Source organism: Streptomyces sp. NPDC006450, from assembly GCF_040612195.1.
Taxonomy (GTDB): Bacteria; Actinomycetota; Actinomycetes; order Streptomycetales; family Streptomycetaceae; genus Streptomyces.
Genome location: NZ_JBEXPT010000097.1, coordinates 1 through 25,013 on the forward strand (window position 1 = coordinate 1; position 25,013 = coordinate 25,013).

The 25,013-nt window shown below is 72.9% G+C and carries 25 protein-coding genes and 1 pseudogene; 9 read left to right on the forward strand and 17 right to left on the reverse strand.

Annotated features, from left to right (window positions below; translation table 11 throughout):
- Positions 1–94 precede the first annotated feature (94 nt).
- The 4 genes from ABZY57_RS24430 to ABZY57_RS24445 all read right to left on the reverse strand — a co-directional run bounded on the left by ABZY57_RS24430 (position 95) and on the right by ABZY57_RS24445 (position 5,303).
- Positions 95–1,351, reverse strand: a complete 1,257-nt coding sequence (locus tag ABZY57_RS24430) for a HAMP domain-containing sensor histidine kinase (RefSeq protein WP_356515258.1) — start codon at positions 1,349–1,351, stop codon at positions 95–97.
- 16 nt (positions 1,352–1,367) lie between these two features.
- Positions 1,368–2,111: a hypothetical protein gene (locus tag ABZY57_RS24435; protein ID WP_356515260.1), complete on the reverse strand. Its 744-nt coding sequence runs from the start codon at positions 2,109–2,111 to the stop codon at positions 1,368–1,370.
- A 225-nt stretch (positions 2,112–2,336) separates the two neighbouring features.
- Positions 2,337–4,382: an FUSC family protein gene (locus tag ABZY57_RS24440; RefSeq protein ID WP_356515262.1), complete on the reverse strand. Its 2,046-nt coding sequence runs from the start codon at positions 4,380–4,382 to the stop codon at positions 2,337–2,339.
- Between the two features lie 93 nt (positions 4,383–4,475).
- Complete coding sequence (locus ABZY57_RS24445; RefSeq protein WP_356515264.1) at positions 4,476–5,303, reverse strand: hypothetical protein; 828 nt, start codon at positions 5,301–5,303, stop codon at positions 4,476–4,478.
- A gap of 233 nt (positions 5,304–5,536) precedes the next feature.
- Between ABZY57_RS24445 and ABZY57_RS24450 the strand changes: the two are divergent.
- Both ABZY57_RS24450 and ABZY57_RS24455 read left to right on the forward strand, forming a co-directional pair.
- Positions 5,537–5,764: pseudogene (locus ABZY57_RS24450) on the forward strand (Rid family hydrolase); the annotation flags it as partial.
- Positions 5,765–5,834: 70 nt separating this feature from the next.
- Positions 5,835–6,248 (forward strand): hypothetical protein, encoded by a 414-nt coding sequence (locus tag ABZY57_RS24455; RefSeq protein ID WP_356515266.1) that lies wholly within the window; start codon positions 5,835–5,837, stop codon positions 6,246–6,248.
- 254 nt (positions 6,249–6,502) lie between these two features.
- Here the strand turns inward: ABZY57_RS24455 and ABZY57_RS24460 are convergent, their stop codons facing one another.
- The 6 genes from ABZY57_RS24460 to ABZY57_RS24485 form a co-directional block, all read right to left on the reverse strand.
- Positions 6,503–6,730, reverse strand: a complete 228-nt coding sequence (locus tag ABZY57_RS24460) for a hypothetical protein (protein WP_356515268.1) — start codon at positions 6,728–6,730, stop codon at positions 6,503–6,505.
- 134 nt (positions 6,731–6,864) lie between these two features.
- Positions 6,865–7,245 (reverse strand): hypothetical protein, encoded by a 381-nt coding sequence (locus ABZY57_RS24465; protein ID WP_356515270.1) that lies wholly within the window; start codon positions 7,243–7,245, stop codon positions 6,865–6,867.
- A gap of 132 nt (positions 7,246–7,377) precedes the next feature.
- Positions 7,378–8,067: a class F sortase gene (locus ABZY57_RS24470; RefSeq protein WP_356515272.1), complete on the reverse strand. Its 690-nt coding sequence runs from the start codon at positions 8,065–8,067 to the stop codon at positions 7,378–7,380.
- A 373-nt stretch (positions 8,068–8,440) separates the two neighbouring features.
- The gene (locus ABZY57_RS24475; RefSeq protein WP_356515274.1) at positions 8,441–8,620 is read right to left on the reverse strand and encodes a hypothetical protein; all 180 of its coding nucleotides are present in this window, start codon (positions 8,618–8,620) and stop codon (positions 8,441–8,443) included.
- Complete coding sequence (locus tag ABZY57_RS24480) at positions 8,617–9,522, reverse strand: hypothetical protein (protein WP_356515276.1); 906 nt, start codon at positions 9,520–9,522, stop codon at positions 8,617–8,619. The genes ABZY57_RS24475 and ABZY57_RS24480 overlap by 4 nt, the downstream gene beginning before the upstream one ends.
- Before the next feature lie 35 nt (positions 9,523–9,557).
- Positions 9,558–10,811: a 3-oxoacyl-[acyl-carrier-protein] synthase III C-terminal domain-containing protein gene (locus ABZY57_RS24485; RefSeq protein WP_356515278.1), complete on the reverse strand. Its 1,254-nt coding sequence runs from the start codon at positions 10,809–10,811 to the stop codon at positions 9,558–9,560.
- Between the two features lie 128 nt (positions 10,812–10,939).
- Here ABZY57_RS24485 and ABZY57_RS24490 point away from each other — a divergent pair, with 128 nt between their 5' ends.
- Positions 10,940–12,478 (forward strand): hypothetical protein, encoded by a 1,539-nt coding sequence (locus ABZY57_RS24490; protein WP_356515280.1) that lies wholly within the window; start codon positions 10,940–10,942, stop codon positions 12,476–12,478.
- 114 nt (positions 12,479–12,592) lie between these two features.
- Here the strand turns inward: ABZY57_RS24490 and ABZY57_RS24495 are convergent, their stop codons facing one another.
- From ABZY57_RS24495 to kdpF, 6 genes are all read right to left on the reverse strand, one after another.
- Positions 12,593–13,141 carry an N-acetyltransferase gene (locus ABZY57_RS24495; RefSeq protein ID WP_356515282.1) on the reverse strand — a complete coding sequence of 183 codons (549 nt, stop codon included), beginning with the start codon at positions 13,139–13,141 and terminating at the stop codon, positions 12,593–12,595.
- Between the two features lie 43 nt (positions 13,142–13,184).
- Positions 13,185–14,141 carry an SMP-30/gluconolactonase/LRE family protein gene (locus tag ABZY57_RS24500; RefSeq protein WP_356515284.1) on the reverse strand — a complete coding sequence of 319 codons (957 nt, stop codon included), beginning with the start codon at positions 14,139–14,141 and terminating at the stop codon, positions 13,185–13,187.
- Between the two features lie 126 nt (positions 14,142–14,267).
- Positions 14,268–14,906, reverse strand: a complete 639-nt coding sequence (gene kdpC, locus ABZY57_RS24505) for a potassium-transporting ATPase subunit KdpC (RefSeq protein ID WP_356515285.1) — start codon at positions 14,904–14,906, stop codon at positions 14,268–14,270.
- A gap of 23 nt (positions 14,907–14,929) precedes the next feature.
- Positions 14,930–17,029: a potassium-transporting ATPase subunit KdpB gene (gene kdpB, locus ABZY57_RS24510; RefSeq protein ID WP_356515287.1), complete on the reverse strand. Its 2,100-nt coding sequence runs from the start codon at positions 17,027–17,029 to the stop codon at positions 14,930–14,932.
- Positions 17,026–18,690: a potassium-transporting ATPase subunit KdpA gene (kdpA, locus tag ABZY57_RS24515; RefSeq protein ID WP_356515289.1), complete on the reverse strand. Its 1,665-nt coding sequence runs from the start codon at positions 18,688–18,690 to the stop codon at positions 17,026–17,028. Before kdpA ends, kdpB begins: the two co-directional genes overlap by 4 nt.
- A gap of 5 nt (positions 18,691–18,695) precedes the next feature.
- The gene (gene kdpF, locus ABZY57_RS24520; protein WP_215024204.1) at positions 18,696–18,785 is read right to left on the reverse strand and encodes a K(+)-transporting ATPase subunit F; all 90 of its coding nucleotides are present in this window, start codon (positions 18,783–18,785) and stop codon (positions 18,696–18,698) included.
- Positions 18,786–19,147: 362 nt separating this feature from the next.
- Here kdpF and ABZY57_RS24525 point away from each other — a divergent pair, with 362 nt between their 5' ends.
- From ABZY57_RS24525 to pucL, 3 genes are all read left to right on the forward strand, one after another.
- Complete coding sequence (locus ABZY57_RS24525) at positions 19,148–19,954, forward strand: SDR family oxidoreductase (RefSeq protein ID WP_356515291.1); 807 nt, start codon at positions 19,148–19,150, stop codon at positions 19,952–19,954.
- Between the two features lie 59 nt (positions 19,955–20,013).
- Positions 20,014–21,408, forward strand: a complete 1,395-nt coding sequence (locus ABZY57_RS24530) for an aspartate aminotransferase family protein (protein ID WP_356515293.1) — start codon at positions 20,014–20,016, stop codon at positions 21,406–21,408.
- A 255-nt stretch (positions 21,409–21,663) separates the two neighbouring features.
- Positions 21,664–22,581, forward strand: a complete 918-nt coding sequence (gene pucL / locus ABZY57_RS24535) for a factor-independent urate hydroxylase (protein WP_356515295.1) — start codon at positions 21,664–21,666, stop codon at positions 22,579–22,581.
- A 93-nt stretch (positions 22,582–22,674) separates the two neighbouring features.
- Here pucL and ABZY57_RS24540 read toward each other — a convergent pair whose 3' ends face one another.
- Positions 22,675–23,151, reverse strand: a complete 477-nt coding sequence (locus ABZY57_RS24540) for a histidine phosphatase family protein (RefSeq protein WP_356515297.1) — start codon at positions 23,149–23,151, stop codon at positions 22,675–22,677.
- Positions 23,152–23,333: 182 nt separating this feature from the next.
- Between ABZY57_RS24540 and ABZY57_RS24545 the strand changes: the two genes are divergently transcribed.
- The 3 genes from ABZY57_RS24545 to ABZY57_RS24555 all read left to right on the forward strand — a co-directional run bounded on the left by ABZY57_RS24545 (position 23,334) and on the right by ABZY57_RS24555 (position 24,708).
- On the forward strand, positions 23,334–23,552 hold the full coding sequence (locus ABZY57_RS24545) for a CbtB-domain containing protein (protein WP_356515299.1): 219 nt from the start codon (positions 23,334–23,336) through the stop codon (positions 23,550–23,552).
- A 30-nt stretch (positions 23,553–23,582) separates the two neighbouring features.
- Complete coding sequence (locus ABZY57_RS24550) at positions 23,583–24,332, forward strand: CbtA family protein (protein ID WP_356515301.1); 750 nt, start codon at positions 23,583–23,585, stop codon at positions 24,330–24,332.
- Between the two features lie 142 nt (positions 24,333–24,474).
- On the forward strand, positions 24,475–24,708 hold the full coding sequence (locus tag ABZY57_RS24555; protein WP_356515303.1) for a hypothetical protein: 234 nt from the start codon (positions 24,475–24,477) through the stop codon (positions 24,706–24,708).
- The last annotated feature ends 305 nt before the right edge of the window (positions 24,709–25,013 follow it).

Below are 25,013 nucleotides of genomic sequence, written 5' to 3' on the forward strand. Positions count from 1 at the left end.
ACCCCTCTTCGCCCGGCCCCGCCCCCTTCGCGGGCTTTCTTGCCCGCGGCGCGGGGGGTTTATCTTTTTCTTAATACACACCCCCCCCCGCCCCTCAACTGCCTTCCGGCAGGCGCCCGACGGGCAGCAGGAGCGTGGTCACCGCGCCACCGTCGGGGGCGTTGGCGAAGCGCAGCTCGATCTCCAGCACCTCTGCCTGCCCGGCGGCGATGGTCAGGCCGAGCCCGTGGCCCCGGCCGCGTCCCGGATCCCCGGTGCGGAAGCGCCGTGGGCCCTGCTCGATGAGCTCGGCCGGGTAGCCGGGCCCGTGGTCGCGTACGGTCACCAGCGGGCCGGTGACGGTCGCTTCGACCGGCGGCTGCCCGTGCTTGTGGGCATTGACCAGCAGGTTTGTCAGGATCCGGTCGAGGCGGCGCCGGTCGGTGAGCACCACCGCGTCCCGCTCGATCCGTACCGCGACGGGCAGCCGGGTGCTCGCCGCCGCCCGCTCCACCGCGCGGCCGAGCTCCACCCGCGCGAGCTCGGCCCGTTCGACGCCCGAGTCCAGCCGGGAGATCTCCAGCAGGTCCTCGGTGAGCAGGTGCAGTGCCCCCAGCCGGTCGTTGATCATCTCCTTGGGCCGGCCCTCGGGCAGCAGCGCGGCCGCGGCCAGGGATCCCGTGAGCGGGGTGCGCAGCTCGTGCGCGACGTCCGCCGTGAACCGCTTCTCCGCCTCCAGCCGGGCCTGGAGCGAGGCCGCCATCGAGTCGAGGGCCTGTGCCACGTCCCGCACCTCGTCGCGGGAGCGCGGGCGCGGCCCCTCCCCGGTGGCCGGGAAGCCGACGCGCGCGTCGAGGTCCCCGGCGCTGATCCGGCGGGCCACGGCGGCCGTGGTCGCCAGCCGGCGGCTGATGCGGTTGGCGAGGAAGAGACCGGCGAGGGCCACCACGCCGGCGGCGAGAACGGCGGAGACCAGGATGGCGGCGTCGGTCTCCCGGAGCCGGGTGCGGGTGCTCTCGTAGGGGACCCAGACGGCGAGCGGCTTGCCGTCGGCGGGTCCGGCCGCCCACATGACGGGTTTGCCGTCCTGGGTGCCGGTCATGCTGCCCGTCAGTCCGCGCGCGACCAGCTCGCGCAGCGGGGCCGGGAGGCCGGGCGGGTCGAGGGCGCTGTTCCCGTCGCCGTGCGTGGTGCCGTACTCGTACTGGCTCAGGGCGTAGTCCAGCTCCCGGTCCACGTCCTTGCGGACCTCCCCGACGAGCTGGCGGGCGACCACGTTGTGCACGAGGATGCCGAGCGCGGCCGCGACGGCGCAGCACACGGCCGTGGTGGTCATGGCGATCTTCCAGCGCAGGCTGCTCGTCGGGAGCATCGGGATCGCGGCCTCCTCAGCCCGTGCCGGCGCCCGTGCCCGTGCCGGTGCCCGGGGGCGGGCAGGGGGAGGCGTCGCCCTGGTTCGGGCACTCGTCGAGGGTGAGCTGGGAGAGGTTCATGATCCCGGCCTCCGGGTCCCACACGTAGTCGGAGATGGAGACCTTCTTCGGGTTCGAGGTCGGCTCGCGGACCGCCAGGTGCTCGGCGGCGACCTCCACGCCCTCCAGGACCCCGCGCCGGGACAGGATGCGGGCGATCGTGCCGTCGTCCTGGACGGTGTAGACGCGCAGTTCGCTGACGCGGCCGTCGATGTCCAGGGCCGTGATCAGCTCTTCCGTGCCGTTGCCCGTGACGTCCGCCAGGACGGCGGGCCGGACCGGGCAGTCGGGGCCGCCGTCCACAGCCTGTGTGCAGAGCGCGAGGCGCTGGACCGCCCGGGGGTCGACGAGCCGGCCGGTGCCGCCGTCGGCGGTGGTGGCGGCGGTGATGTCGGCCCGTACGACGTCCAGGGCGTTCACGCCCCGCATGGACAGCTCGGGGACCTTGGCGACACCGGGGACGGCGGTGGCCGCGCCGGTCTGCTGGCCGGGGGCCGGGGGGTCGGGGTGGATGTCCTTCCACAGGGTGCGGGGGGCGTGGACCGTGCCGAGGTCGCCGTCGTTCTGGAGGCCCTCCACGTCGGCGCACCCCGTCATGGCCGCCAGGGTGCCCGTGGCGGCCGTGAGGAGGATCGCCCGGCTGCGCCGGCGGAGGCTCATGTCCCGATGCTCCCCCGTGGGGCCGGGGCGGGCCCGGGGGCGGGGCCATTGGGGGGACGGCGCGGCCCCGCTACCCGGGGCTCCGCCCCCGGACCCCCGCGCCTCGAACGCCGGCGGGGCTGGGTTTGGGCCGGGCCGATGGGTGTGTGCGGCGCTGTTGCCTGGGGCCAGCCCCTGGATGCCCGCGCGTCAGGTGTCGGCGGGGCTGGGTTCGGCAGGGACTGGCTAGGGGGAGCTGTCCGTGGGGTGTGCGATGGCTCTGGCTGCCGAGAGTTCCTGGCGGACCGGGGAGAGGACGGAGGTTTCGTCCACCTCGGGGGGTGGGGCGGGGTGGAGCTGGGTGGGGGTGTGGGCGCGGCGGACGCCCTGGGCCAGGGCGCGGAGGTCTTCGGCGATCGCGTCGACCTCACCGGGGGCCGGGGGCTGCGCGCCGTGGTTGACCCGGACCCGTGCGGCCGTCGTCGCGTCGACGATCCGCTCCACGGCCACCACCAGCGGCCACCACGCGGCGGCCCGTTCCCCGGTCGGCGGCGGCTCGGTCAGCGCCCGCTGGAACTCGCTGCGCACGCCCGACAGGTCCCGGTAGATGCGGCGGCGGGCCTGGAGCCGGGCGGTGCGGGCCGCCCGGAGACCGGCATCGGTGTCGGGGTGGCCGCCGAAGGCGCGCTCCACGTACCGGGCCGCATCGTCCACGGCGTCGGCGAGCCGGTCGCCGATGCGGGTGTGCCAGCTCTCGGGCCAGAGCATGTACCCGGCGATCAGGGTGATGGCGCAGCCGATCAGGCTGTCGAGCAGCCGGGGCCGGATCAGGTCGAAGCCCTGGTGGTTGAGCAGGTCGGAGAGGAGCAGGATGACCGGGGTGATCGCCGCGGTCTGGAAGGCGTAGCCCTTGACGGAGAAGATGGGGATGAGGGCTGCAAGGACCACCATGACGGGCACGTCCCACCACCCCCGCGGCACCTCCGAGAGCACGGCGGCCGCGACGACGAGCCCGCCGGCGGTGCCCAGTGCGCGCAGCACGGCCCGGGAGAACACCGAGCCGAAGTCGGGCTTGAGGACGAAGGTGACGGTCAGCGCGACCCAGTAGGAGCGCTCGATCTCCACCACCGATACGAGGGACTGCGCCAGCCCGATGCACAGCGCGAGCCGCAGCCCGTACCGCCAGGAGGCCTCGGAGAACATCATGTCGCGCCCGATCCGGCGGGCCCGGACCCGCAGCGCGGCGGGCCGGCCGAGCCGGTCGTCGACGTCCGGCATGTCCGGCTCGGCCAGCGGGACGATGGTGGCGGCGTGCCGCAGGGCGGCGTCGATGGCCCGCTCGGACTGGCCGTCGGGTGCGGGCAGGTCCAGTACGGGGGTGTGCGTGCGGCCCTCCTCGACCGCCGTCGCCAGTTCCCGTACGGCCGCAGGGATCGCGGGGGAGAGGGGTCTGCGGCGCAGGTGCGCGGCGGGCGCGGCCTCGACGAGAGGGATCAGCACGTTCAGCTGGGCCAGCATCCGCACGAGCGAGGGACTGTGGCCGTGCACCCGGGCCCGGCGGCCCAGCACCAGGTCGTAGGCGTGGTTCAGGGCCTGGGTGACCTGCTGGCGGCGCTCCTCGTACGCGGGTCCCGGGCCGCCCGCGGCCTCCAGGGTGTCGGCCAGGGCCCGGTACGCGGCGGCGACGGCGGCCCGCTCCGGCTGCCGGCCGCGCAGCGGCCAGCCCAGCAGGGTCAGCAGGAGGACGAACAGTCCGCCGGCGCTCAGCAGCAGCGGAGCCGTCCACCAGGGCCGGGGCATCGGCAGGCCGGCGCCGACGACCGCGTTGAGCAGGAGCAGCAGTCCGGAGACGGAGGCCACCGTGCCGATGGAGGAGATCATCCCGGAGACCAGGGCGATCAGGGTGAGGACGCCGACCGCGACCCAGCCGTGCCCGAAGACCAGGGTGCCCAGCGCGACGCCCACGGCCCCGAAGAGCTGGGGCACGGCGATGTTCAGGATCCGCATCCGGTAGGCGTCCGCGGTGTCGCCGATGACCCCGGACAGGGCGCCCATCGAGACGAGCGCACCGTACTCGGGCTCGTCCACGGCGAAGCCGACGGCCAGGGGCAGGGCCAGGGCGACGGCCGCGCGCAGCGCGGCGGCCCAGGGGATCGGCGCGGAACTCGGCCGCAGCCCCTTCAGCAGCCAGGAGGGCGGGGCCAGCGGACCGAACCGCCCCGCTGCCTGCCCGGCCCGTCCGGTCCGTCCGGTCCGCCCGGACGGTATGTCTTCGGTGCGTTCGGTGCTCATTCCCGCTTCCGTGCCGCCGCTCGTGAATCGGTTCTTCTGGGCTGTTCTCAGGATTGTTCTACGGATTTGACCGCCAATCCGCCCGTTCCGAGCTTATGGGGTGCGGCGCAGTCGGCCGGTCAGCCAGGCGGCCAGCGCGGCGGTCAGCCCGACGGCCAGCACCACCCAGGCGGTGGTCCGCAAGAACGCGGTGAGCGCGTCGTACACCGCTTCGGCGGCCGCCCGGTCGACGTCGGCCGGCAGGTCGTCCAGGGTGAGGCGGCGGCACAGGACCACGGCCGCCCACAGCAGGACGGCCCCGGCGGCCAGCCCGAGCCCGGTGGCCAGGACGGCCCGGCGGCGCCGGACGGCGACGGCGATGGCCGTCGCGGCCAGCACCACGGTGAGCACGGGGAGCCAGACTCCGGCGATCTGCAGCATGCGGAAGCCCTTCCGGAGCGCGCCGAGGTTGTCGTACTCCATGACCTTCACCGAGAGGTGGGTCTCGGGGATGCGGTCGGCGAACGGGACGCCGTCGTCGACGAGGTCCCCCTTGACGCTGGCGATCACGGGTGCCAGGTCGATGGTCACGGCGTTGCCGTCACCGGTGGTGAGTGCTTGGAGGAAGGCGCCGTGGGCGGCGCGGTTCGCGGCGTCCCAGGCGGTCCGGTAGGCCGGGGTGCCGACGAAGGAGAGCAGGGCTTCGCCGAGCAGGGCTTCGACGCCGCCCTGGAAGGGGCCGGCGTCGATCTGCCCGGAGAGGGCCCGGCGGGCCTGGGTGACGACGAGGTTCTGTACGGCGGGATCCGAGGCGAGCGGGGACATGGCCGCGGTGTAGCGGTCGGCGCTGCCGAGCTCGTGATCGGCCCAGTACGCGACGGCGCTCGCGGGCACCAGCAGGGCCACGAGCGCGATGAGTACCGCCGAGAGGAAGGTCCGCACGTCACCAGGGAAAGGGGGCCGGGCGCGCGGCGCGAGCCGGGTTGCTGCGGCCGGGTGGTGCGGGCCGGACGAGGCCTTCCGGTGCGCGGAGATCCGGCAGCAGGGACCCGGCGGCGGCGAGGGCGCGCCCGCGGCCGACTGCGCCATCGCGCACGCGATGGGCCGGGCCGAACTGGCCTGGCGCCACGCGCTGGCCGCCGCCCGCCAGCCGGGACGGCGCAGGACGCGACTCCCGTACCGCCCTGGAGGCCGTGGGCCTGGGTCTCGGCGACGTGGTCCGCATCGGGACGTACATCGTCGGGCACGACCAGGAGAAGCTGGAGGTCCTCCTGAAGCACCTGCACGCCGCCTGGGGCACCGAACTGCCCGCCCAGACGCTGATCGGCGCGGCCGCGCTCGCCCTGCCGGACATGCTCTTCGAGATCGACGCGGTGGCGGTGCGGGCAGCTCCCGGCGCGTAGCCGGCGACTGCTCCGGTTGCCGGTCCCGGGTTGCGGGTGTGCCCTGGATGATGGGAGAGAGGAGCCCGTCATGGCACATGCGGCACCCACCGCCCCCCGGGGGCACCGGCGGCCGGCGTCCGGCGCGGCGGCCCACACGAGCAGGTCGGCCCTCGTGGGACCGCTGCTCATGGGTCTGGTCTACGGCGTCTACGCGGCCTTCATGAAACGTCAGATGGGGCCCGTCGACGCGGGCAACGTCTTCTACGGGATCCTGTGCGGCGCGATCTTCGCCGCCTGCCTGGTGGCCCTGGCGAGGATCGGCCCGCGGCTGGCGCAGGAGCCGCGCGCGGCGGCGTACGGGATCTTCGCGGGCATCTCCTTCGGCTACCTGTACAGCCTGGCCAGCGAGTCCATCCTGAAGAGCTCGGGCCTGGGCCTGCTCGTCGGCGCGGGCGTCGGTGCGGCGGCCTACTACCGGTACCACACGCGCAACTCCTCCTAGGACCTGCCGCGTACGCCAAAGCCCCGGCCACCCGCCGCGTGCGGGGGCCGGGGCTCCGGCGCGGGCCACGGGGGACATCGTGGCGGATCAGTACTTTCGGCGGTCCACATGCGGACAAAAGACCGAGGTGGGGAACGGGTCGGTGACCGAGACTGAATGAGGCGCCGGTTCCCGCGCTCCGTGGTCGAACCTCACGTGACCACTCTCCGTTGCCGAGGGCGCGGGAACCGGCGCCGCCTCATGTCGTGATGCCCCTACGCGGCGCCCTGCACGGCCCTGTCGTCTCCGGCCGGAGCCTCGGCGGCGGGCTGGGCGGTGGTGCGGGCCGTTTTCGCGGACTCGGGTTCCTGCTGGCGTGCGGGCGGGGGCGTCGGGGCCGGCGGGGCGGGCGGGGCCGGCGGGGCGGGCGGGGCCGGCGGGGAGAAGCGGGCGGCCTCGGCGCGGAGCATGGCGTTCAGGGCGAGGTACGGGTCGAAGGGCATGGCGGAACCTCACGGGGTTTCGGGGGTGTGGGGGGACGCGCGCCAGGGGTACTCGGGTGTGCCGGGTCACCGGGTGGGCCCGGTGGGCCGGCCGTGCCGGGCGCGCGGTGCTGCTGCTCGGACTCCGGGCCCGGTCAGCAGCGCAGGACCACACTCCGTACCGACCGCAGGGATGCCGCGGGCGCGACCGCCCCCGTCGGGTCCGGGACCGGCTCCGCGGGGCCGGACCGGGGAGGTTTCACGTGAAACACCGGCCGCTGGAGTTCCTGCACGCCGGGGACTCCCCGCGCCTGCACCCGTACGGCCACGCGTACTTCGGGATCGCCGGCCGGATCGGCCGGTGCCTCGGTGGGCTCGGCCGGGGCGGTGGGAGCGGGGCGGGAGCCTTCGGCCGTCGCGGTGGACGGACCGGATCCGCCGACGCCGAACAGGCACAGCAGCACGGCGCAGAGCACCGTCAGGGCCGTCATCAGGGCCCTGTCCGGTGTCGTCGGCGCATGCCGTGTCCCGTTCATGCGGAGGGTGTGCCCCGACACGCGGGCGGACTCTCCACCGGGACCGCAGCGTCCCCCGACCGGGGGACGAAGACACCCCCCACGGCTGTCAGGTGGCCGCAGGGGTGTCCGTCTTCCGGGGGCGGCCTCCGGTCAGCGCACGGTGCGGTGGTGGCCGGTGAGGCGGGCCAGGACGGCCGTTTCGCCGCTGACCAGCCGGAGTTGGGCCCGGCCGGGCGGCAGGCCCCGCCCGGAGATCCCGCCGGGGGAGACCCGGGTCACGGTGAACACGGCCGTCCGCAGGTCGGCGCGCGCGATCTCGATCGTCTGCCCGCGCCTGAGTTCGCCGAGCCGGGGGAGGTCTCCGAAGACCACGGCGGTGCCGGCCGCCCCCGGAGCGGGGCCCGCCGACTCCCACACGGCGCTGTCCGGGACGGGGGGCTCGGCGTCGGCGGCGCCGGGCTGGTCGTCCGCCGGGTACGGGCCGCCCGGATGGCCCGGACCGCCCGCCCAGGTGTCCGACCCGCTCGGCGCGGTACCGCCCGTCAGCGGTACGTCCGTTCCGAGGGCCGGGATGAGCAGGCGCAGCGGCGGCGAGGCCGGAAGGGCCGTGATTCCCGACCGTCCGGGCCGCCGGGAGCCCTTGCCGGTGGTGTGTCCGCCGGAGTGCTCCAACTGCCGGGCCAGCCTGCGCGGGCCGGACAGCCCCAGGACCCGCGAGGGCAGGGCGTCGCCCGCGGTCGGGGCGGTCGGCCGGCCGCCTTCGGTGGTGCGCAACACCCCGAGGCCGGTGCACAGCAGAGCCACCGTCAGTACGCCGACCACCCACTTGGCGCGGGGCATGGGAATCCCTCCTGGTCCGGCTCGGGCGGCCGGTCCCGAGAGCAGTGGACCCCTCCCCGGCCCCCGGAGGGGCGCGTAACACGGAAATTTGACGGCGCGTCATCGTCGTACGGGCCTCCCCCGGGCACGTCTTCGCAGATGGCGGCCGGTGGGCCGGGGCCGGGCCGGGGCTGCGGGGTGTGCGTCCGAACGGGTGAGAACGTCAAGCGCGCACCTCGGGCGCGTCGGGTCGGCGGCACGCTCCGCCACATGCGAAAACCTGTCGAGCGGGACGATGTGCCGGGCCGTGGAGTTGAGTTGCGGGGGTGGTCCGGACGGCTTGTCCTTGGGTCATGAATGATCCATACGCATATGCCCTGGTCGTGGGACCCCACTACCTTCCCGGCGTTCCGGTCCGGTCCGCCCCGGATTCCCCTACGGGGGAGGCTGTCGGGTCCGGCTTCGTCAGCGTCCGGCCGCTGCCCAGGAAGCGGTCCGAGACGGCCTCCCGCAGGGCGTCCGCCAGGCCGTCCACCACCCGTCGCTCCCGCCAGGGGCGCTCCGCCGCGCTCATACCCGCTCCGGTGTCCGGGCCGGTTGCCGGGCGGGCTGCCGGACGGAAGGCAGGACGGGCGCCGCAGCCCGGGTGAGGTACCCGGCGCCGAGCGGCGGGCCGTCCAGCTCGGTCGTGGCGGCCGCGGGCTGGAGCTCCGACAGGCGCCGGAGCAGGCCGGGGGCCAGCTCCTGGCCGACCGCCCGGGACACCGCCGAGGCCTCGGTGGGGTGGGCGTGCACCCAGCCGATGTGGCGCAGCCCCGTCCAGCCCGGTTCCGCGGCGGCCTCCGCCAGGGCGCGGGCGGCGGGGGCCAGTGGCAGCAGGCTGACCGTCGCCGGAGCCCCCGGCTCGGGAGCGCCTGCCGCCGGAGCCCCCGCCGGCGTCGGCCGGACGGTCTCGGCGACGGCGAGCCGGGTGAAGGCCGGCCGGGGCAGCTCCGCGTGGTCGGCCAGGTCGCTGACGGTCGGGGCCAGGCAGTGCACCCCGGCCGGGAATCCGTCCCGTACGCCCGCGGCGGCGACCGCCCGCCCGGCCGGACCGGCGTCTCCGACGGTGACCAGGTGGAACGCCGTACGGCGGTCGCCCCCGGAGGCGAGGGGCAGCAGCGCCGCCGCGGTGGCGGCGGGCCGCTCCACGCACCAGACGGCGTCGAACCGGCCGGCGGGTGGGCCGGACGACTCCCCGGAGCCGGGTGTCGCGACGGCCAGGACCTCGGCGCCCCGGCGCGCGTCGAGCCGGGCCGCGAGGAGGTCCACGTACTCGGGATACAGCCCGATCAGCGCGAGCTGACGGGCCAGCAGGAGTCTGCTCTGCCGTACGTCGGCTCCGGTGAGCAGGGTCAGGTGGTGGCCGCGGCCGAGCAGTTCGGCGGCGAGCCGGATGCCGGTGGGGCTGGTGGCCCCGGCGAGGGCGATGTGCACGGCGGACTCGTTTCGAAGGAGGTGGGCGCGTGCTCCTACGCGGTGGCGGTGGCGGTGGTTCCGATGGCTCCCGGGGAGTCGGCGGCTCTCGCCGCCCCGGCGATCTCGGCGGCGGCCGGGACGGGCGGCAGCGGTGCGGTGACGGTGATCTCGCCCGGGATCGCGACCCGTGCGAGGAAGGCTCCGCGCTCGGGACCGGCCCCGATGACGGAGAAGCAGACGGAGTCGCCCGCGCCGACCAGGCCGTTGATCACGTCGGTGTAGAAGAGCACCGGGGTGGCGGAGGTGACCAGGTTGCCGAGCTCGCGGGCGTGCGCGGGGGCCTTGCGGGTGTCCAGGCCGGCGAGCTGGTGGTAGTCCTCGACGAGGGCCGGGCCCGCCTGGTGCGTGTAGATCCGCCGGACCTCGTCCACGAAACCGGGTCGGTGGGCGTCCATGGTCTGCTGGTTCAGCATCATGCCGCGCGAGTAATAGCGGGCCAGTTCCGGTCCGTTGAGCCCGAATGCGGAGAGCTCGGCGGACCCGGGAAAGCCCGGCGGGTGGGCGGCGCCGCCGCCGGGGTAATGGATGAGCGGATCGCTGAATCCGGGCTCGCCCCCGAAATCGAGGGAATCGCGCGCATAGAAGCCGAGTCCGGCCTCGAAGCTTTCGTCCCGCTCGAATACCAGCGCGGTCGCGGCGTCGGAGAACAGGGCCCCGGAACACCACAGGGTGTGCGCGAAGGGATGTTCTCCGTCCGCGCCGCTGTACTGGGGAATGATGCCGTTCTCGTCGATCCCGATGGGGCTCGCGGCGTTGTACGAGATCACGAGCGCGCGCCGGGCCCCCGTCCGGGCCAGGTGCGCGGCGACGCGCGAGAGCCCGCCGCAGCCGGCGCCGAGCTGGAAGGGGGGCACGCTGTCCGGGATGCGCAGGCGGCGCAGCAGGTTGAAGGCGTCCTGGTCGAGCATGATCTCGTACGGGGTGCACGTGGCGACGAAGACGGCGTCGATGTCCTCGGGTTCGGCGAGGGCCGAGCGCAGGGCGGCGCGGGCGACGTCGACGACGGTGTCGAGCGAGGCGAACCGCTCCCGGTCCCAGCTCTTGGAGGTGACCCCGAGGATGCGCTCGATGTCGGTGCCGCTGATTTCCTTCCCCGCCCGCTTCCGGTGCGGGATGTGCGCGAGTCGGGCCCATTCCTCGACGGATATGACTTCGCCGATCTGCGCGCCGACACCGGAAATCCGGTAGGGGAACGGGTATGCGTACGGGGCGGGTGCGGAGGGATGGGCCGTTTCCGAGGCAGACATGATTCTCCGGTCCGTGGAATCCGATGGGGACGGCTCCAGCGAACACCAGGGGGCGGACGGGGAGAAGGGAATGCAGGGGGTGCAGTGGTGAAAGCGTTGAATTCCGACTGCCGCCGGGGGTGGTCCTCGTGAGCGGGCGGCGGCCGGCCAATGCCCGGCTGGGTGACCTGATGGCCGAGGCCGGGTGGAGCGGGGCGGAGCTGGCGAGGGCCGTCAACGCGCTCGGGACCCTGCACGGGCTGGCCCTGCGCTACGACCGGACCGCCGTCGCGCACTGGCTGTCGGGCACCCGGCCGCGCCGGCCCGTGCCCGAGCTGATAGCGGCGGCGCTGACGGAGCGGTGCGGGCGGCTGGTCACCGTGGCGGAGGCGGGCCTCGCGGCGGCCCCGGCGGGCCCCGGCGTACGGCCCGGCCCGGAGGCGCGGGCGGCGGCGGAACGCGGGAGTGAGGGGCTGCTCCGGCTCGCGCTGCAGGCCAGGGCGGACGCGGACCCGCACAGCAGGCCGCCGCTGCTGCGCAGCCCCTACCAGCCGGCGCCGGTGCCGGCCCCGGTGTGGGAGCGGGATCCGGCGGAGGGCGGCCCGGGCGGGACCGCCGCGCCTGCGGGTACCCGTACGACCACGACCACGACCACGTCCGCGGGTACGTCCGCGGGTACGGTCGCGGCCACGGGAACCGGCATCGCGGAACTCGCCGCACGGCGGCATCTTGCCTCCCACGCCCAGCAGTTGAGGGCCCTCGCGCAGAGCTTCTCGGGCCTCTACCTCACCCACGGCGGCGTCCACACCCGGGCGGCCCTGGCCGCCTGGCTCGCCCAGGACGCGGGCGCCTTCGCGGCCCGTCACACGGACGGCCCGGGGCCCGGGTCACGCAGCCGGGGAGCACTCGGACGGGGCGCGCCCGGACCCGGCCCGGGGGCCGCGGAGGTGTGGCGGGGCTACGCCCAACTCGCGCACCTGCTCGCAGAGATGACGGCCGACGCCGGGTACCACGGGCTCGCGCAGGAGTACCACGGCATCGCCCTCGGGCTGGCCCGGCAGGCCGAGGACCGGCGGATGTACGCCATCACCCTGCGCGCGATGAGCGCGCACGCGGGACGGCTCGGGCAGCCCGCCCACGCGGTGCGGCTCGCCCGGGCGGCGGTGGAGACCGCGCCCGCCGACGGGGAGCCCGGCACACTGGCGTTCCTCCTGGTCCAGCGCGCGGCCGCGCACGCCCACGCCGGTCAACGGGCCGACGCCGCAGCGGATCTGGCCACCGCCGACCGGTTGTACGGGCGGCACGCGGTGAAGCCGCCCGACGGGCCCTTCGACTCGTACGGCCGGGCCGATCTCGACTTCGCCCGCGCCCGGACCCACCTGGCCCTCGGCGAGTTCCCGGCCGCGGCCGAGGCGTTGGAGCGGTCCCTGCGCGGCCGCGCGCCCGGCCAGCACCGGGCCACCGCGCTGACGCACGCCGCACTCGCCGAGACCCTGCTGCGCCTCGGCCACCTCACCCGGGCCTGCGAGCACTGGCGGGCGTTCCTCACGGCCGCCCCGGCGGTGCAGTCGCGTGCGGTACGCGAGGCACTGGGCCGGCTGTTGCGCGACCTGACCCCGTACCGGCGGATGCGGGAAGCGGTGCCGACCGTCGCGATGGCCCGGGCGCTGGCGGAACGGCTGCCGTGAGCGCGGCGCCCGGCGCGCGCCGACCCGACCCGACCCGACCCGACCCGGCCCGACCCGACCCGGCCCGGCCCGGCCCGACCCGCCCCGCCCCGGCCACGCCGCGCGCCGGGCCGCTCAGCCCGTAGCGGCCCGGCGGTAGCGGACCTCCGGCACCGGGAAGCCGTCCGCCTCGTCGACGAAGGCACCCCCGTCGGGGCGGAACCCGGCGCGCTCGTAGAAGCTGCGTGCCCGCGCGTTGCCTTCGAGCACCCACAGCCGCACCGCGGGGTAGGGCGCCCGGCGCAGCACCTCGGTCAGCAGGGCGCGGCCGACGCCGGTGCCGATGACGTCGGGCCGCGCGTACAGGGCGTACAGCTCGCCCTCGTCGGGTGCCTCGCCTTCGGGATCCGTGTCCTTGGCGGGGCCGAAGGCGGCCCAGCCGAGGACCGCGCCGTCCGGGCCCTCGGCCACGAGGTTCGTCACGGCGCCGGCCGGGTCGGCGAAGGCGGCACGCCGCTGCTCGGCGTACCCGGCGACGCTGAGACCGTCCAGGTAGGACTGCGGCATCAGCCCGGCGTAGGCGTGGCGCCAGCCGCTCACGCGCACGGCGGCGACGGCGTCGATGTCGGTCTCGGTCATCTCGCGTACGAAGTGGCGGGCTTCCCCCGCGTCGGTGGCGTCCATGCGGGGAGTGTGCCAGCGCGGTCCTGAGCCCGGCACCGGGATTTCAGGGCCGGCCGGGGCCGTCCAGCCAGGGCCTGCGCCCCGGTCCGGTCGGATGGGTCCCGGTGACGGCCATGACCACCGAGTAGAGGCTGGTCTCGGCGGTGACGAAGAGCCGGTTGCGCTTGGCCCCGCCCCAGGCGATGTTGGACACCGTCTCGGGGACGCGGAGCCGCCCGAGCAGGGTGCCGTCCGGGTCGTAGCAGTGCACGCCGTCGCTCATGGCGGCGGCCCACAGCCGGCCGGCGTCGTCGAAGCGGAGGTTGTCGAAGCGGGCTCCCGGACGGGCCGCCGCATCCGCGAACACCGTGCCCTCGGAGAGGGTGCCGTCCTCGCGCACGTCGAAGACCCGGATGAGGCCGCCGCGGGTGTCGGAGACGAAGAGCTGCCGCTCGTCGAGGGAGAAGACGAGACCGTTCGGGGCCTCGAAACAGTCGGCGACCAGGCGGACTTCACCGGTGCCGGGATCGATGCGGTAGACGTTGTTGGAGCCGATCTCGCTCTCGGCGACGTAGCCCTCGTAGTCGCTGGTGATGCCGAAGTCCGGATCGGAGAACCAGATCGAGCCGTCGGACCGGACCGCGGCGTCGTTCGGGCTGTTGAGGCGCTTGCCCTGCCAGCGGTCGGCCAGCACCGTGATCGTGCCGTCGTGCTCGGTCCGCGTCACCCGGCGGTTGCCCTGCTCGCAGGTGACCAGCCGGCCCTGCCGGTCGAGGGTGTTGCCGTTGGTGTGCCCGGCGTCGCGCCGGAAGACGGCGACGGCCCCGGTCTCCTCGTCCCACCGCAGCATCCGGTCGTTGGGGATGTCGCTCCAGACGAGCTGCCGCCAGGCGGGGACGTAGAGGGGCCCCTCGGCCCAGCGGCAGCCGGTGTGGAGGACCTCCAGCGCGTCGTCGCCGTTCATGCACCGTCCGGTCCGGAACCGGTCGTCGAAGCTCTCGTACATGAGATTCCCCCTCATCCCCCAGTGATCGAACTTCCTTCGGTCTAATGACAACACTGCAATATGCTGTATGGCCTGCACCACGTCATTCCGAAAAGAGAGGCGTGGATCACAGCCGCTGGTTCCCCGCTGGAGGGGGGCCGGTCACCCTCGCCGCCTGAGGTCCCGCAGGGCCGTGTTCAGCTCCAGGACGTTGACGCGCGGTGCGCCCATGAAGCCGAGGGTGCGGCCCGCGGTGTGGGCCTTGACGAGCTTCGCGACCTCCGCCACCGGGAGGCCGTTGCGCTGGGCGACGCGGGCCGTCTGGAGCTCGGCGTAGGCCGGGGAGATGTCCGGGTCGAGGCCGGAGCCGGAAGAGGTCACCGCGTCCGCGGGGATCTGGGAGAGCCGCGGGACGTACCCCGGGACGGTGTTGTCGAGCAGGACCTCGGCCTTGGCCTCCCGCACCGACTTCAGCAGCTCGGGACTGTCCGCCGCCTTGTTCGTGGCGCCGGAGACCAGCAGCTCGTACTGGGTGTTGACGGTGTTCTTGGCGAGTCCCGCCGCCGGGCGGCCCTGGAACCAGCGCAGGTCCTCCCCGTACGACTGGCCGATCAGGGAGGAGCCGACGACCGTGCCGTTCGCGTCCTTGACCTCGGAGCCGTTGGCCTGGTGGCCGAAGGCGGTCTGGGCGATGCCGGTGACGGCGAGCGGGTAGAGGACCCCGCACAGCACGGTGAGGACGAGGAGGGCGCGGAGCCCGGCGCCGAGCAGGCGGGCGGTGTTTCCTACGGAGTTGTTCATGGCGGTGTCAGCACGCTCCTGGTTCAGCGCAGCCCGGGGATGAGGGAGACGGTCATGTCGATGAGCTTGATCCCGATGAACGGGGCGACGAGGCCGCCGAGTCCGTAGAGGGTGAGGTTTCGGCGGAGCATCCTGTCGGCGCTGGTGGGCCGGTACCGGACGCCCTTCAGGGCGAGCGGGACCAGGGCGACGATCACCAGCGCGTTGAAGACGACGGCGGAGAGGATCGCGGAGTCGGGGGAGTGCAGGCCCATGACGTTGAGCTTGTCCAGGCCCGGGTAGACCGCCGCGAACATGGCCGGGATGATCGCGAAGTACTTGGCGACGTCGTTGGCGATGGAGAAGGTGGTCAGGGCGCCCCGGGTGATCAGCAACTGCTTGCCGATCTCCACGATTTCGATGAGCTTGGTGGGGTTGGAGTCCAGGTCCACCATGTTCCCGGCCTCCTTGGCGGCCGAGGTGCCGGTGTTCATCGCGACGCCCACGTCGGCCTGCGCGAGGGCGGGGGCGTCGTTCGTACCGTCGCCGGTCATCGCGACGAGCTTTCCGCCGGCCTGTTCCCGCTTGATGAGGGCCATCTTGTCCTCGGGGGTGGCCTCGGCGAGGAAGTCGTCGACCCCGGCCTCCTCGGCGATGGCCTTGGCGGTCAGCGGGTTGTCGCCGGTGATCATGATGGTCTTGATGCCCATGCGCCGCAGCTCGTCGAACCGTTCGCGCATGCCCTCCTTGACCACGTCCTTGAGGTGGATGACGCCGAGGACCCGGGCGCCCTTCCCGTCCTCCACCGCGACGAGCAGCGGAGTGCCGCCGGCGCCGGAGATCTCGTCGGCCCTGGCTCCCGCGTCCGGGGCGACGGTACCGCCCTGCTCGCCGACCCAGGCGGTGATCGAATGGGCGGCGCCCTTGCGGACCTTGCGGCCGTCGATGTCGACGCCCGACATGCGGGTCTGCGCGGTGAAGGGGATCCATGCGGCGCCGACGAGCTCGCCCTGGTGGCGTTCGCGCAGGCCGTACTTCTCCTTCGCGAGGACCACGATCGAGCGGCCCTCGGGGGTCTCGTCGGCCAGCGAGGAGAGCTGGGCGGCATCGGCCAGCTCGGCGGCGACGGCGCCGGTGACGGGCACGAACTCGGAGGCCTGGCGGTTGCCGAGGGTGATGGTGCCGGTCTTGTCGAGGAGCAGGGTCGAGACGTCGCCCGCGGCTTCCACCGCGCGGCCGCTCATCGCGAGGACGTTGCGCTGGACCAGGCGGTCCATGCCCGCGATGCCGATGGCGGAGAGCAGGGCGCCGATGGTGGTCGGGATCAGGCAGACCAGCAGCGCGGTCAGCACGATCATCGACTGCTTGGCGTGCGCGTACATCGCGAACGGCTGGAGGGTGACGACGGCGAGCAGGAAGACGATGGTGAGGGACGCCAGGAGGATGTTGAGCGCGATCTCGTTCGGCGTCTTCTGCCGGGCGGCACCCTCGACCAGGTTGATCATGCGGTCGATGAAGGTCTCGCCGGGCTTCGTCGTGATCTTGACGACGATCCGGTCGGAGAGCACCTTGGTGCCGCCCGTCACGGCGGAGCGGTCGCCGCCCGACTCGCGGATGACCGGGGCCGATTCGCCGGTGATGGCCGACTCGTCGACCGAGGCCACGCCTTCGACCACGTCGCCGTCGCCGGGGATGATGTCGCCGGCCTCGCAGACCACGAGGTCGCCGATACGCAGCTCCGTGCCCGGGACCTGTTCCTCGTCGGCGCCGTTCATGCGACGGGCGACGGTGTCGGTCTTGGCCTTGCGCAGGGTGTCGGCCTGGGCCTTGCCGCGGCCTTCGGCCACCGCTTCGGCGAGGTTCGCGAAGATCGTGGTCAGCCACAGCCAGACGGTGATCGCCCAGCCGAAGAGGTTGCCCGGGTCGGAGACCGCCAGCGCGGTGGTCAGTACGGAACCGATCAGCACCACGAACATGACCGGCGACTTGATCATGACGCGCGGGTCGAGCTTGCGGACGGCGTCCGGGAAGGACTTCAGCAGCTGCTTCGGGTCGAAGATCCCGCCGCCGATCCTGGCCTGCTCGGCCCTGTGACCGCCGGGCATGTCCCCGTGCGGGGCTCGGGTGGGGGTGATGGTGCTCATGAGGCGAGCCCTTCGGCGAGCGGGCCCAGCGCCAGGGCCGGGAAGTAGGTGAGGCCCGTGACGATGACGATCGTGCCGACGAGCAGGAAGGTGAACAGGGGCTTCTCGGTGCGCAGGGTGCCCGCCGTCGCCGGGACCGGCTGCTGTTCGGCGAGCGAGCCGGCCAGGGCCAGTACGAAGACCATCGGCAGGAAGCGGCCGAGGAGCATGGCCAGACCGGTGGTCGTGTTGAACCACTGGGTGTTGGCGTTCAGGCCCGCGAAGGCCGAGCCGTTGTTGTTGCCGGCCGAGGTGTACGCGTAGAGGATCTCGGAGAAGCCGTGCGCACCGGCGTTGGACATGGAGTGCCCGGGGGTGGGCAGGGCCATCGCCAGGGCCGTGAAGCCGAGCACCACGGCCGGGGTGACGAGGATGTAGCAGGCCGCGAACGTGATCTGGCGGGTGCCGATCTTCTTGCCCAGGTACTCGGGGGTGCGGCCGACCATCAGGCCGGCGATGAACACCGCGATGATCGCCATGATCAGCATGCCGTAGAGGCCGGAGCCGACGCCGCCGGGCGCGATCTCGCCGAGCTGCATGCCCAGCAGTTGGATCCCGCCGCCGAGGCCGGTGTAGGAGGAGTGGAAGGAGTTGACCGCGCCGGTGGAGGTGAGCGTGGTCGCCACCGAGAAGATCGCGGACGCGCCGATCCCGAAGCGCGCCTCCTTGCCCTCCATCGCACCGCCCGCGGCCTGGAGCGCCGGGCCGTGGTGGCTGAACTCCGTCCACATCATCAGCGCGGTGAAACCGAGCCAGATGGTCGCCATCGTGGCGAGGATCGCGTAGCCCTGGCGCAGGTTTCCCACCATGCGGCCGAAGGTGCGGGTGAGGGAGAAGGGGATGAGGAGGATGAGGAAGATCTCGAAGAGGTTCGAGAAGGGGGTCGGGTTCTCGAAGGGGTGGGCCGAGTTGGCGTTGAAGTATCCGCCGCCGTTGGTGCCCAGCTCCTTGATGACCTCCTGCGAGGCGACCGCCCCGCCGTTCCACTGCTGCGTGCCTCCCGAGAACTGCCCGACCTCGTGGATGCCGGAGAAGTTCTGGATCGCGCCGCAGGAGACCAGGACGAGGGCGCCGATCACGGAGATCGGCAGCAGGATGCGGACGGTGCCGCGCACCATGTCGGCCCAGAAGTTGCCGAGTTCACCGGTGCGGGAGCGCGCGAAGCCCCGTACGAGGGCCACGGCGACGGCCATGCCCACGGCGGCGGAGAGGAAGTTCTGCACGGCCAGGCCGCCGGTCTGCAGGAGCGGGCCCATGGCCTGCTCACCGGAGTACGACTGCCAGTTCGTGTTCGACACGAAGGAGGCGGCCGTGTTGAAGGCCTGGTCCGGCTCGATGGAGACGAAGTCGAGCGAGCCGGGCAGGTGGCCCTGCAGCCGCTGGAGCAGGTAGAGGAAGAGGACGCTCACCGCGGAGAAGGCGAGGACCGAGCGCAGGTACGCCGGCCAGCGCATCTCGGCGTTCGGATTCGCGCCGACCGCCTTGTAGATCCACTTCTCGGGGGCGTAGTGCTTCTTCGAGGAGTAGACGCGCGCCATGTAGTCGCCCAGGGGGCGATGGGCGAGGGCCAGGGCCAGGGCGAGCGCGAGCAGCTGGAGCACCCCGGCGAGAACGGGACTCATCGGCGCTAGAACCTCTCCGGGAAGACGAGGGCGACGACGAGGTAACCCAACAGCGCGACGGCGACCAGCAGGCCGACGACGTTTTCGGCGTTCACAGCTTGGCCACCCCCTTGGCGACGAGGACCACCAGTGCGAAGACCGTGATCGTGGTGACGACGAAGGCCAGATCGGCCATCGTGAGCTCCCGGGTTCGAGGGCGGGTGTTTCGAGAGGCGGATGTGAGCCATCTCTGTCGGACACCTCTGAGTGGAACGCCTTTTCGGCCCCTCGCAGGCTTCCTTGACGGGGCCCATACGCCCGGTGGCGCGGCCTTGACGGGTTCCTGACGCGGGTGGGCGTGCCGCATGCCCAGGAAGATCGCTTTCCGTAGAACGGAAATTCTTTTCCGACATGCGGTATCCGCGTTATGCTCCCGCCGTCCGCACGCGGAAAGCGAACCCCTGCCAGGAGGAATGCCATGTCCGAGACCCGCGCCGAAGCCCGAGCCGAAGCCCGAGTCGAAGCCGAAGCACGTGCCGGGACCCGTGTCGCCCTGGTCACCGGCTCCTCCTCCGGCATCGGCGCCGCCATCGCCCGCAGGCTGGCCGCGGCCGGCATCCGCGTGGTCCTGAACTCGGCGCGCAGCGAGAGCGCGGGCAAGGCGCTCGCCGCCGAACTGCCCGACGCGGTCTACGTGCGGGGCGACGTCGCGGACGCCGACGACGCGCGGCGCATCGTCCGGACGGCGATCGACACGTACGGACGGCTCGACATCCTGGTCAACAATGCGGGCGTCACCCGGTTCATCCCCCTCGGCGACCTGGACGCGGCCGACGCCGACGCCTGGCGCGAGATCTTCGAGGTCAACGTCATCGGCACCTGGCAGCTGATCACCGCCGCCACCCCCCACCTGCGGGAATCCGGGGCGAACGGCTCTCCGGGCTCGATCGTCAACATCTCCTCGGTCTCCGCGACCCGCGCGCTCGGCAGCTCCATCCCCTACGCCGTCAGCAAGGCCGCGGTCAATCACATGACCCGGCTGCTGGCCTCCCAGCTCGGCCCCGCCGTCCGGGTGAACGCGATCGCCCCCGGCCTGATCGACACCCCCTGGTACGAGGGCGAGGGCCAGGTCTGGGAGAGCTCGCGGGAGTGGATCACGGAGAACACCCCGCTGCGCCGCGTGGGCACCCCCGAGGACGTGGCCGAGGCCGCGCTCTACCTGGTCGACGCCGCCTACACGACCGGCGACGTGCTCACCGTCGACGGCGGCCGGCACGTCGTCTGACGCACCCGCTCCCGCTCATCCCCACCGGATCCCACATCGTGGACAACTACCCTCGGAATATGAACGCAGAAGCCGACGCACGCGAGGCCGCCGTCAGGGCCACCCAAGCAAGGGCCACCTCCGCAAAGGCCACCGTGAAGGCCGACGACCGCAGTCACGTCTTCCACTCCTGGTCGGCCCAGGAGCTCATCGACCCGCTCGCCGTGGCCGGCGCCGAGGGTTCCTATTTCTGGGACTACGACGGCAACCGCTTCCTCGACTTCTCCAGCGCCCTCGTCTACACGAACATCGGCTACCAGCACCCGAAGGTGGCCGCGGCCATCGCCGAGCAGGCCGGCAAGCTCTGCACCGTCGCGCCCGGCTTCGCCGTCGACGTGCGCTCCGAGGCCGCCCGGCTGATCGCCGAACGCACCCCGGGCGACCTCGACAAGATCTTCTTCACCAACGCGGGCGCCGAGGCCGTGGAGAACGCCGTCCGCATGGCCCGGGTGCACACCGGCCGCCCCAAGGTCCTCTCCGCGTACCGCTCGTACCACGGCGCCACCTCCACCGCGATCAACCTCACCGGGGACGCGCGCCGCTTCGGCAACGACACCGCCACCGCCGGCGTCGTGCACTTCTGGGGCCCCTTCGCCTACCGCTCGCCCTTCTACGCGGCCACCACCGCCGAGGAGTGCGAGCGCGCGCTGCGCCACCTGGAGGACACCGTCGTCTTCGAGGGCCCGCAGTCCATCGCCGCGATCATCCTGGAGACCGTCGGCGGCGCCCCCGGCGTTCTCGTCCACCCCGACGGCTACCTGGCCGGCGTCCGCGCGCTCTGCGACCGCTTCGGCATCGTCCTCATCCTCGACGAGATCATGGTCGGCTTCGGTCGCACGGGTAAGTGGTTCGCCTCCGAGCACTGGGATGTCACCCCGGACCTGATCTGCTTCGCCAAGGGCGTGACCAGCGGATACGTCCCCCTCGGAGGGGTCGCCGTCTCGGCCGCCATCGCGGAGACCTTCGCCCGCCGGCCCTACCCGGGCGGGCTGACGTACTCCGGGCACGTGCTGGCCTGCGCCGCCGCCGTCGCGACGATCAACGTCATGGAGGAGGAGGGCACCGTCGAGCAGTCCGCCCGCACCGGCGCGGAACTGCTCGGGCCGGGCCTCGCCGCCATCGCCGAACGCCACCCGTCCGTCGGGGAGGTCCGGGGCCTGGGCACGTTCTGGGCCCTGGAGCTCGTACGGAACAAGGACACGCGCGAGCCGCTGGTCCCGTACAACGCCGCCGGGGCCGACAACGCGCCGATGGCCGAGTTCGGGGCGGCCCTGAAGAAGGCCGGGCTGTGGCCGCTGCTCGCCGGGAACCGCATCCACGTCGCACCGCCGTGCAACGTGTCGGCGCAGGACGTGGAGAAGGGGCTGCGGATCATCGACGAGGCCCTCACGGTGGCCGACGCGCACACGGTCTGACCTGCGCAGATCATACGGTTGCCCAAGCCGTGGGTGCCTGTTCTCGGAGGATTCGCGCCCTTACGAACGGCATGTGGACGTGCTGGAATCAACAGGCACCTACGGACCGGGATGCACGTCAGTCCCGGGGCGGTCCACGCGGGGAATCGGCGTGACCGAACGGCGGGGGGCGGGCTGCGCGTCCGCCGGACGCCGGGCGTACGGGATCCAGACAACCGGACTCCGTGTTCCCGAGTACCCGAAGGAAGACAGCGCATGAGCAAGCACATCCTCGGCCAGAACCAGTACGGCAAGGCCGAGAACCGCATCGTCAAGGTCACCCGCAAGGGCAGCGACGGCTCCTGGCACGAGATCCGCGACCTCAACGTCTCCGTCGCGCTGCGCGGCGAGTTCCGCGACGTCCACCTCACCGGTGACAACGCCAACTGCCTGCCCACGGACACCACCAAGAACACGGTGTACGCCTTCTCCAAGGAGCACGGAGTCGCCTCCCCCGAGGCCTTCGGCATCCTGCTCGCCAAGCACTTCGTCTCCTCCCAGGCCCCGATCCGCGAGGCGCAGATCCGCATCGAGGAGTACGCCTGGGAGCGGATCCCGGTCCCGACGCGCAAGGAGCAGCACTCCTTCGCCCTCAAGGGCACCGAGGTGCGCACCGCGCAGATCACGTACAGCGAGACCACCGGTCTCCAGGTGATCTCGGGTCTGAAGGACCTGACCGTGATGAACTCGACCAACTCCGAGTTCCACGGCTTCATCAAGGACAAGTACACGACGCTGCAGGAGGCGTACGACCGCATCCTGGCGACCAAGGTCACCGCGCGCTGGGCGCACTCGGCGCTCGCCGCCGACGACGCCGGGTACGACTGGGACCAGGCGTACAAGAAGGTCCGCAAGAACATGCTGGAAGCCTTCGCGGAGACCTACTCGTACTCCCTGCAGCAGACCCTGAACCAGATGGCCGAGCGCGTGCTCGACAACTGCCCCAAGGTCAACGAGGTGCGCCTCAACCTCCCCAACAAGCACCACTTCCTCGTCGACCTGGAGCCCTTCGGCCTCAAGAACGACAACGAGGTCTACTTCGCGGCCGACCGCATGTACGGCCTCATCGAGGGCACCGTGCACCGCGACGGCGTGCAGCCGGTGATCGCGACGAGCGACTGGATCGTGGCCTGACGCCCGCTCCGCTCCCACGGTAGTTCGGCCCGGACCGCGTCGCGGGGTCCGGGCCGCTCCGCGTTCAGTCGCGGGGTCCGGGCCGCTCCGCGTTCATACGCCGTCCCGGGGCTCCCCGTGCTCCTCCGCCTGCCCCACGAGCAGGTTCCAGCGCCCGGAGCGCCCCGTCAGCGTCGTCACCGAGCCCGGCCGTACGTCGAGCCGCCAGAAGGCCGCCGCCGGCAGCTCCAGGGCCCACACCACGGCCGCCCGTACGACGCCCTGCCCGACCACCGCCCGGTGCGTCCCCGGCGCCAGCCCGCCCAGGTGTACGCCGACCCGCGCGATCAGGGCCTCGACCGACTCCCCGCCGCCCGCGGGCGCGTAGGACGTGTCGGTCATCCACCGCCGCAGCCCTTCGGGGTCCTCACCGGCCACGTCCTCCATGGTCCGCCCGGCCCAGGCGCCGTGATCCTGGCCACGCAGCCCTTCGTGCCCCGGGCACGGATCCCCGTAGGGGAAGCGGTGCAGGCGCCCCGCCTCGTCCAACGGGGGTCTCACGAGCCGGACTCGTACGAGTGGGGGCTTCATAAGGGGAGCATAAGCGCGGTACGGTCACGGACGACAAGACGACGGTATGACGGAAGTCCGGTTGAGAATCCGGCACGGTCGCGCCACTGTGAATCCTCCCGGAGGGGGAGGAAAGTCAGACCCGCCACCGTCGTCGCAAGCACCACTGACCGGGACGCGTGTTCCCTCTGGAGGTTCCTGCCATGGCCGACTCCGCCGTGCCCACGACTGCCGCCCCCCTGGCCGTCGCACCCATCTCCCTCTCCACCCTGGCCCCTTGGGCACTGTTCGCCGGCGTCCTGATGCTGGTCCTGCTCTACCTCGTCGGCGCCGAGCAGGGCGCCACCGCGATCTTCGAAGGCGACACCGTGCACGAGTGGATGCACGACGGCCGCCACCTCCTCGGCTTCCCCTGCCACTGATCCACCGATCCGCAAGGGACCGAAAACTCCATGAACCCCATTTCCCCCCGCGTGCTCCTCGTCAGGGGCATGCTCGCCGGCCTGCTGGCCGGCGTCGCCGCGTTCCTCGTCGCGTACTTCCTCGGTGAATCCCAGGTCGACGCGGCGATCGCCATCGAGGAAGCCGGAGCCCACGACCACGGCGGCGAGGCCGCCCCGGTCAGCCGGGCCCTCCAGGCCACGGCCGGGCTGGGTACCGGAACCCTCCTCTACGGGATCGCGCTCGGCGGCATCGCCGCGCTCGTCTACTGCTACGCCCTGGGCCGGATCGGCCGCTTCGGCCCCCGGGCCACGGCGCTGCTCGTCTCCGGCGGTCTGTTCGTCACCGTCACCCTGGTGCCGTTCTTCAAGTACCCCGCCAATCCGCCGGCCGTCGGGGATCCCGAGACCACGGTCCAGCGGACCACCCTCTACGTCCTGATGCTCGCGCTCGGCCTGCTGCTCGCGGCGGCCGCGCTGATCCTGGGCCGGCGCCTCGCGCCGAGCCTGGGCAACTGGAACGCCTCGGTCGCCGCCTCGCTCGCCTTCGTGGTGGCCGTGGGCATCGCCTACGCGTTCCTGCCCGGCGTCAACGAGGTGCCGACGGGCTTCCCGGCGGCGCTCGTCTGGCAGTTCCGGCTCGCCTCGCTCGCCATTCAGGCCGCGATGTGGACCACTTTCGGCCTGGCTTTCGGATTTCTTGCCGAACGGGCCCTTGTCCCCGCCCGAACACCCAAGGAGGCTGTACAGCCTGCGAGTTGACGTCTTGCGTGCATGTGGATGAGAGGCTGGTGACGGCGCGGTGGTTACGGCGATCCGAGAGCTCGGGGACCACCGAAGACCCAAAACCCGCCGGGAGGGGACGCACCGGCCGCACCTGCCGAACCGGCAGCAGTGGCGGGACGTGCGGGAGTGGCGGGGCTGGACGGGCGCGGCCCCGTTCTGGCTCAATGCGGTGCTCCTGCTGCTGACCCCCTTCACCACCGTCACCCTGCTCGCGCAGATCGGCATCATCGCGGGCCTGACCGCCATCGGCGGCCTGGCCCGCCACCTCTGGTCGGGTGACTACGGTCATGCGGCCATCCACTCCGCCGCCGTGCTCATGGGCGCGGCGGCGGTGGCGGTCGTGGTGGTCTGACCTGAGGCTCGACAGGGTCTCGGCGGAGGCTCGGCGGAGGCTCGGCGGAGGCTCGGCGAGGGGTTGGGCGGGGAGTCGTACGGGGGGCTAGCCCCCCGAACGGCCGTCCCGGCTACCGGATGGAGCCGCGCCCACCGCTCAACCATCCTCGTTTCATGAGCACTTACCGCAGCAAGACCGCACGCGTCGCCCTCTGCGCCACGGCCGTGGCGGCCACGCTGACCGCCACCGCCGCCGGGGCCACGGCCACCGCAGCGACCACCGCCGCGACCACCGCCGGGGCTGCGACCGGGGCCACGGCCGCC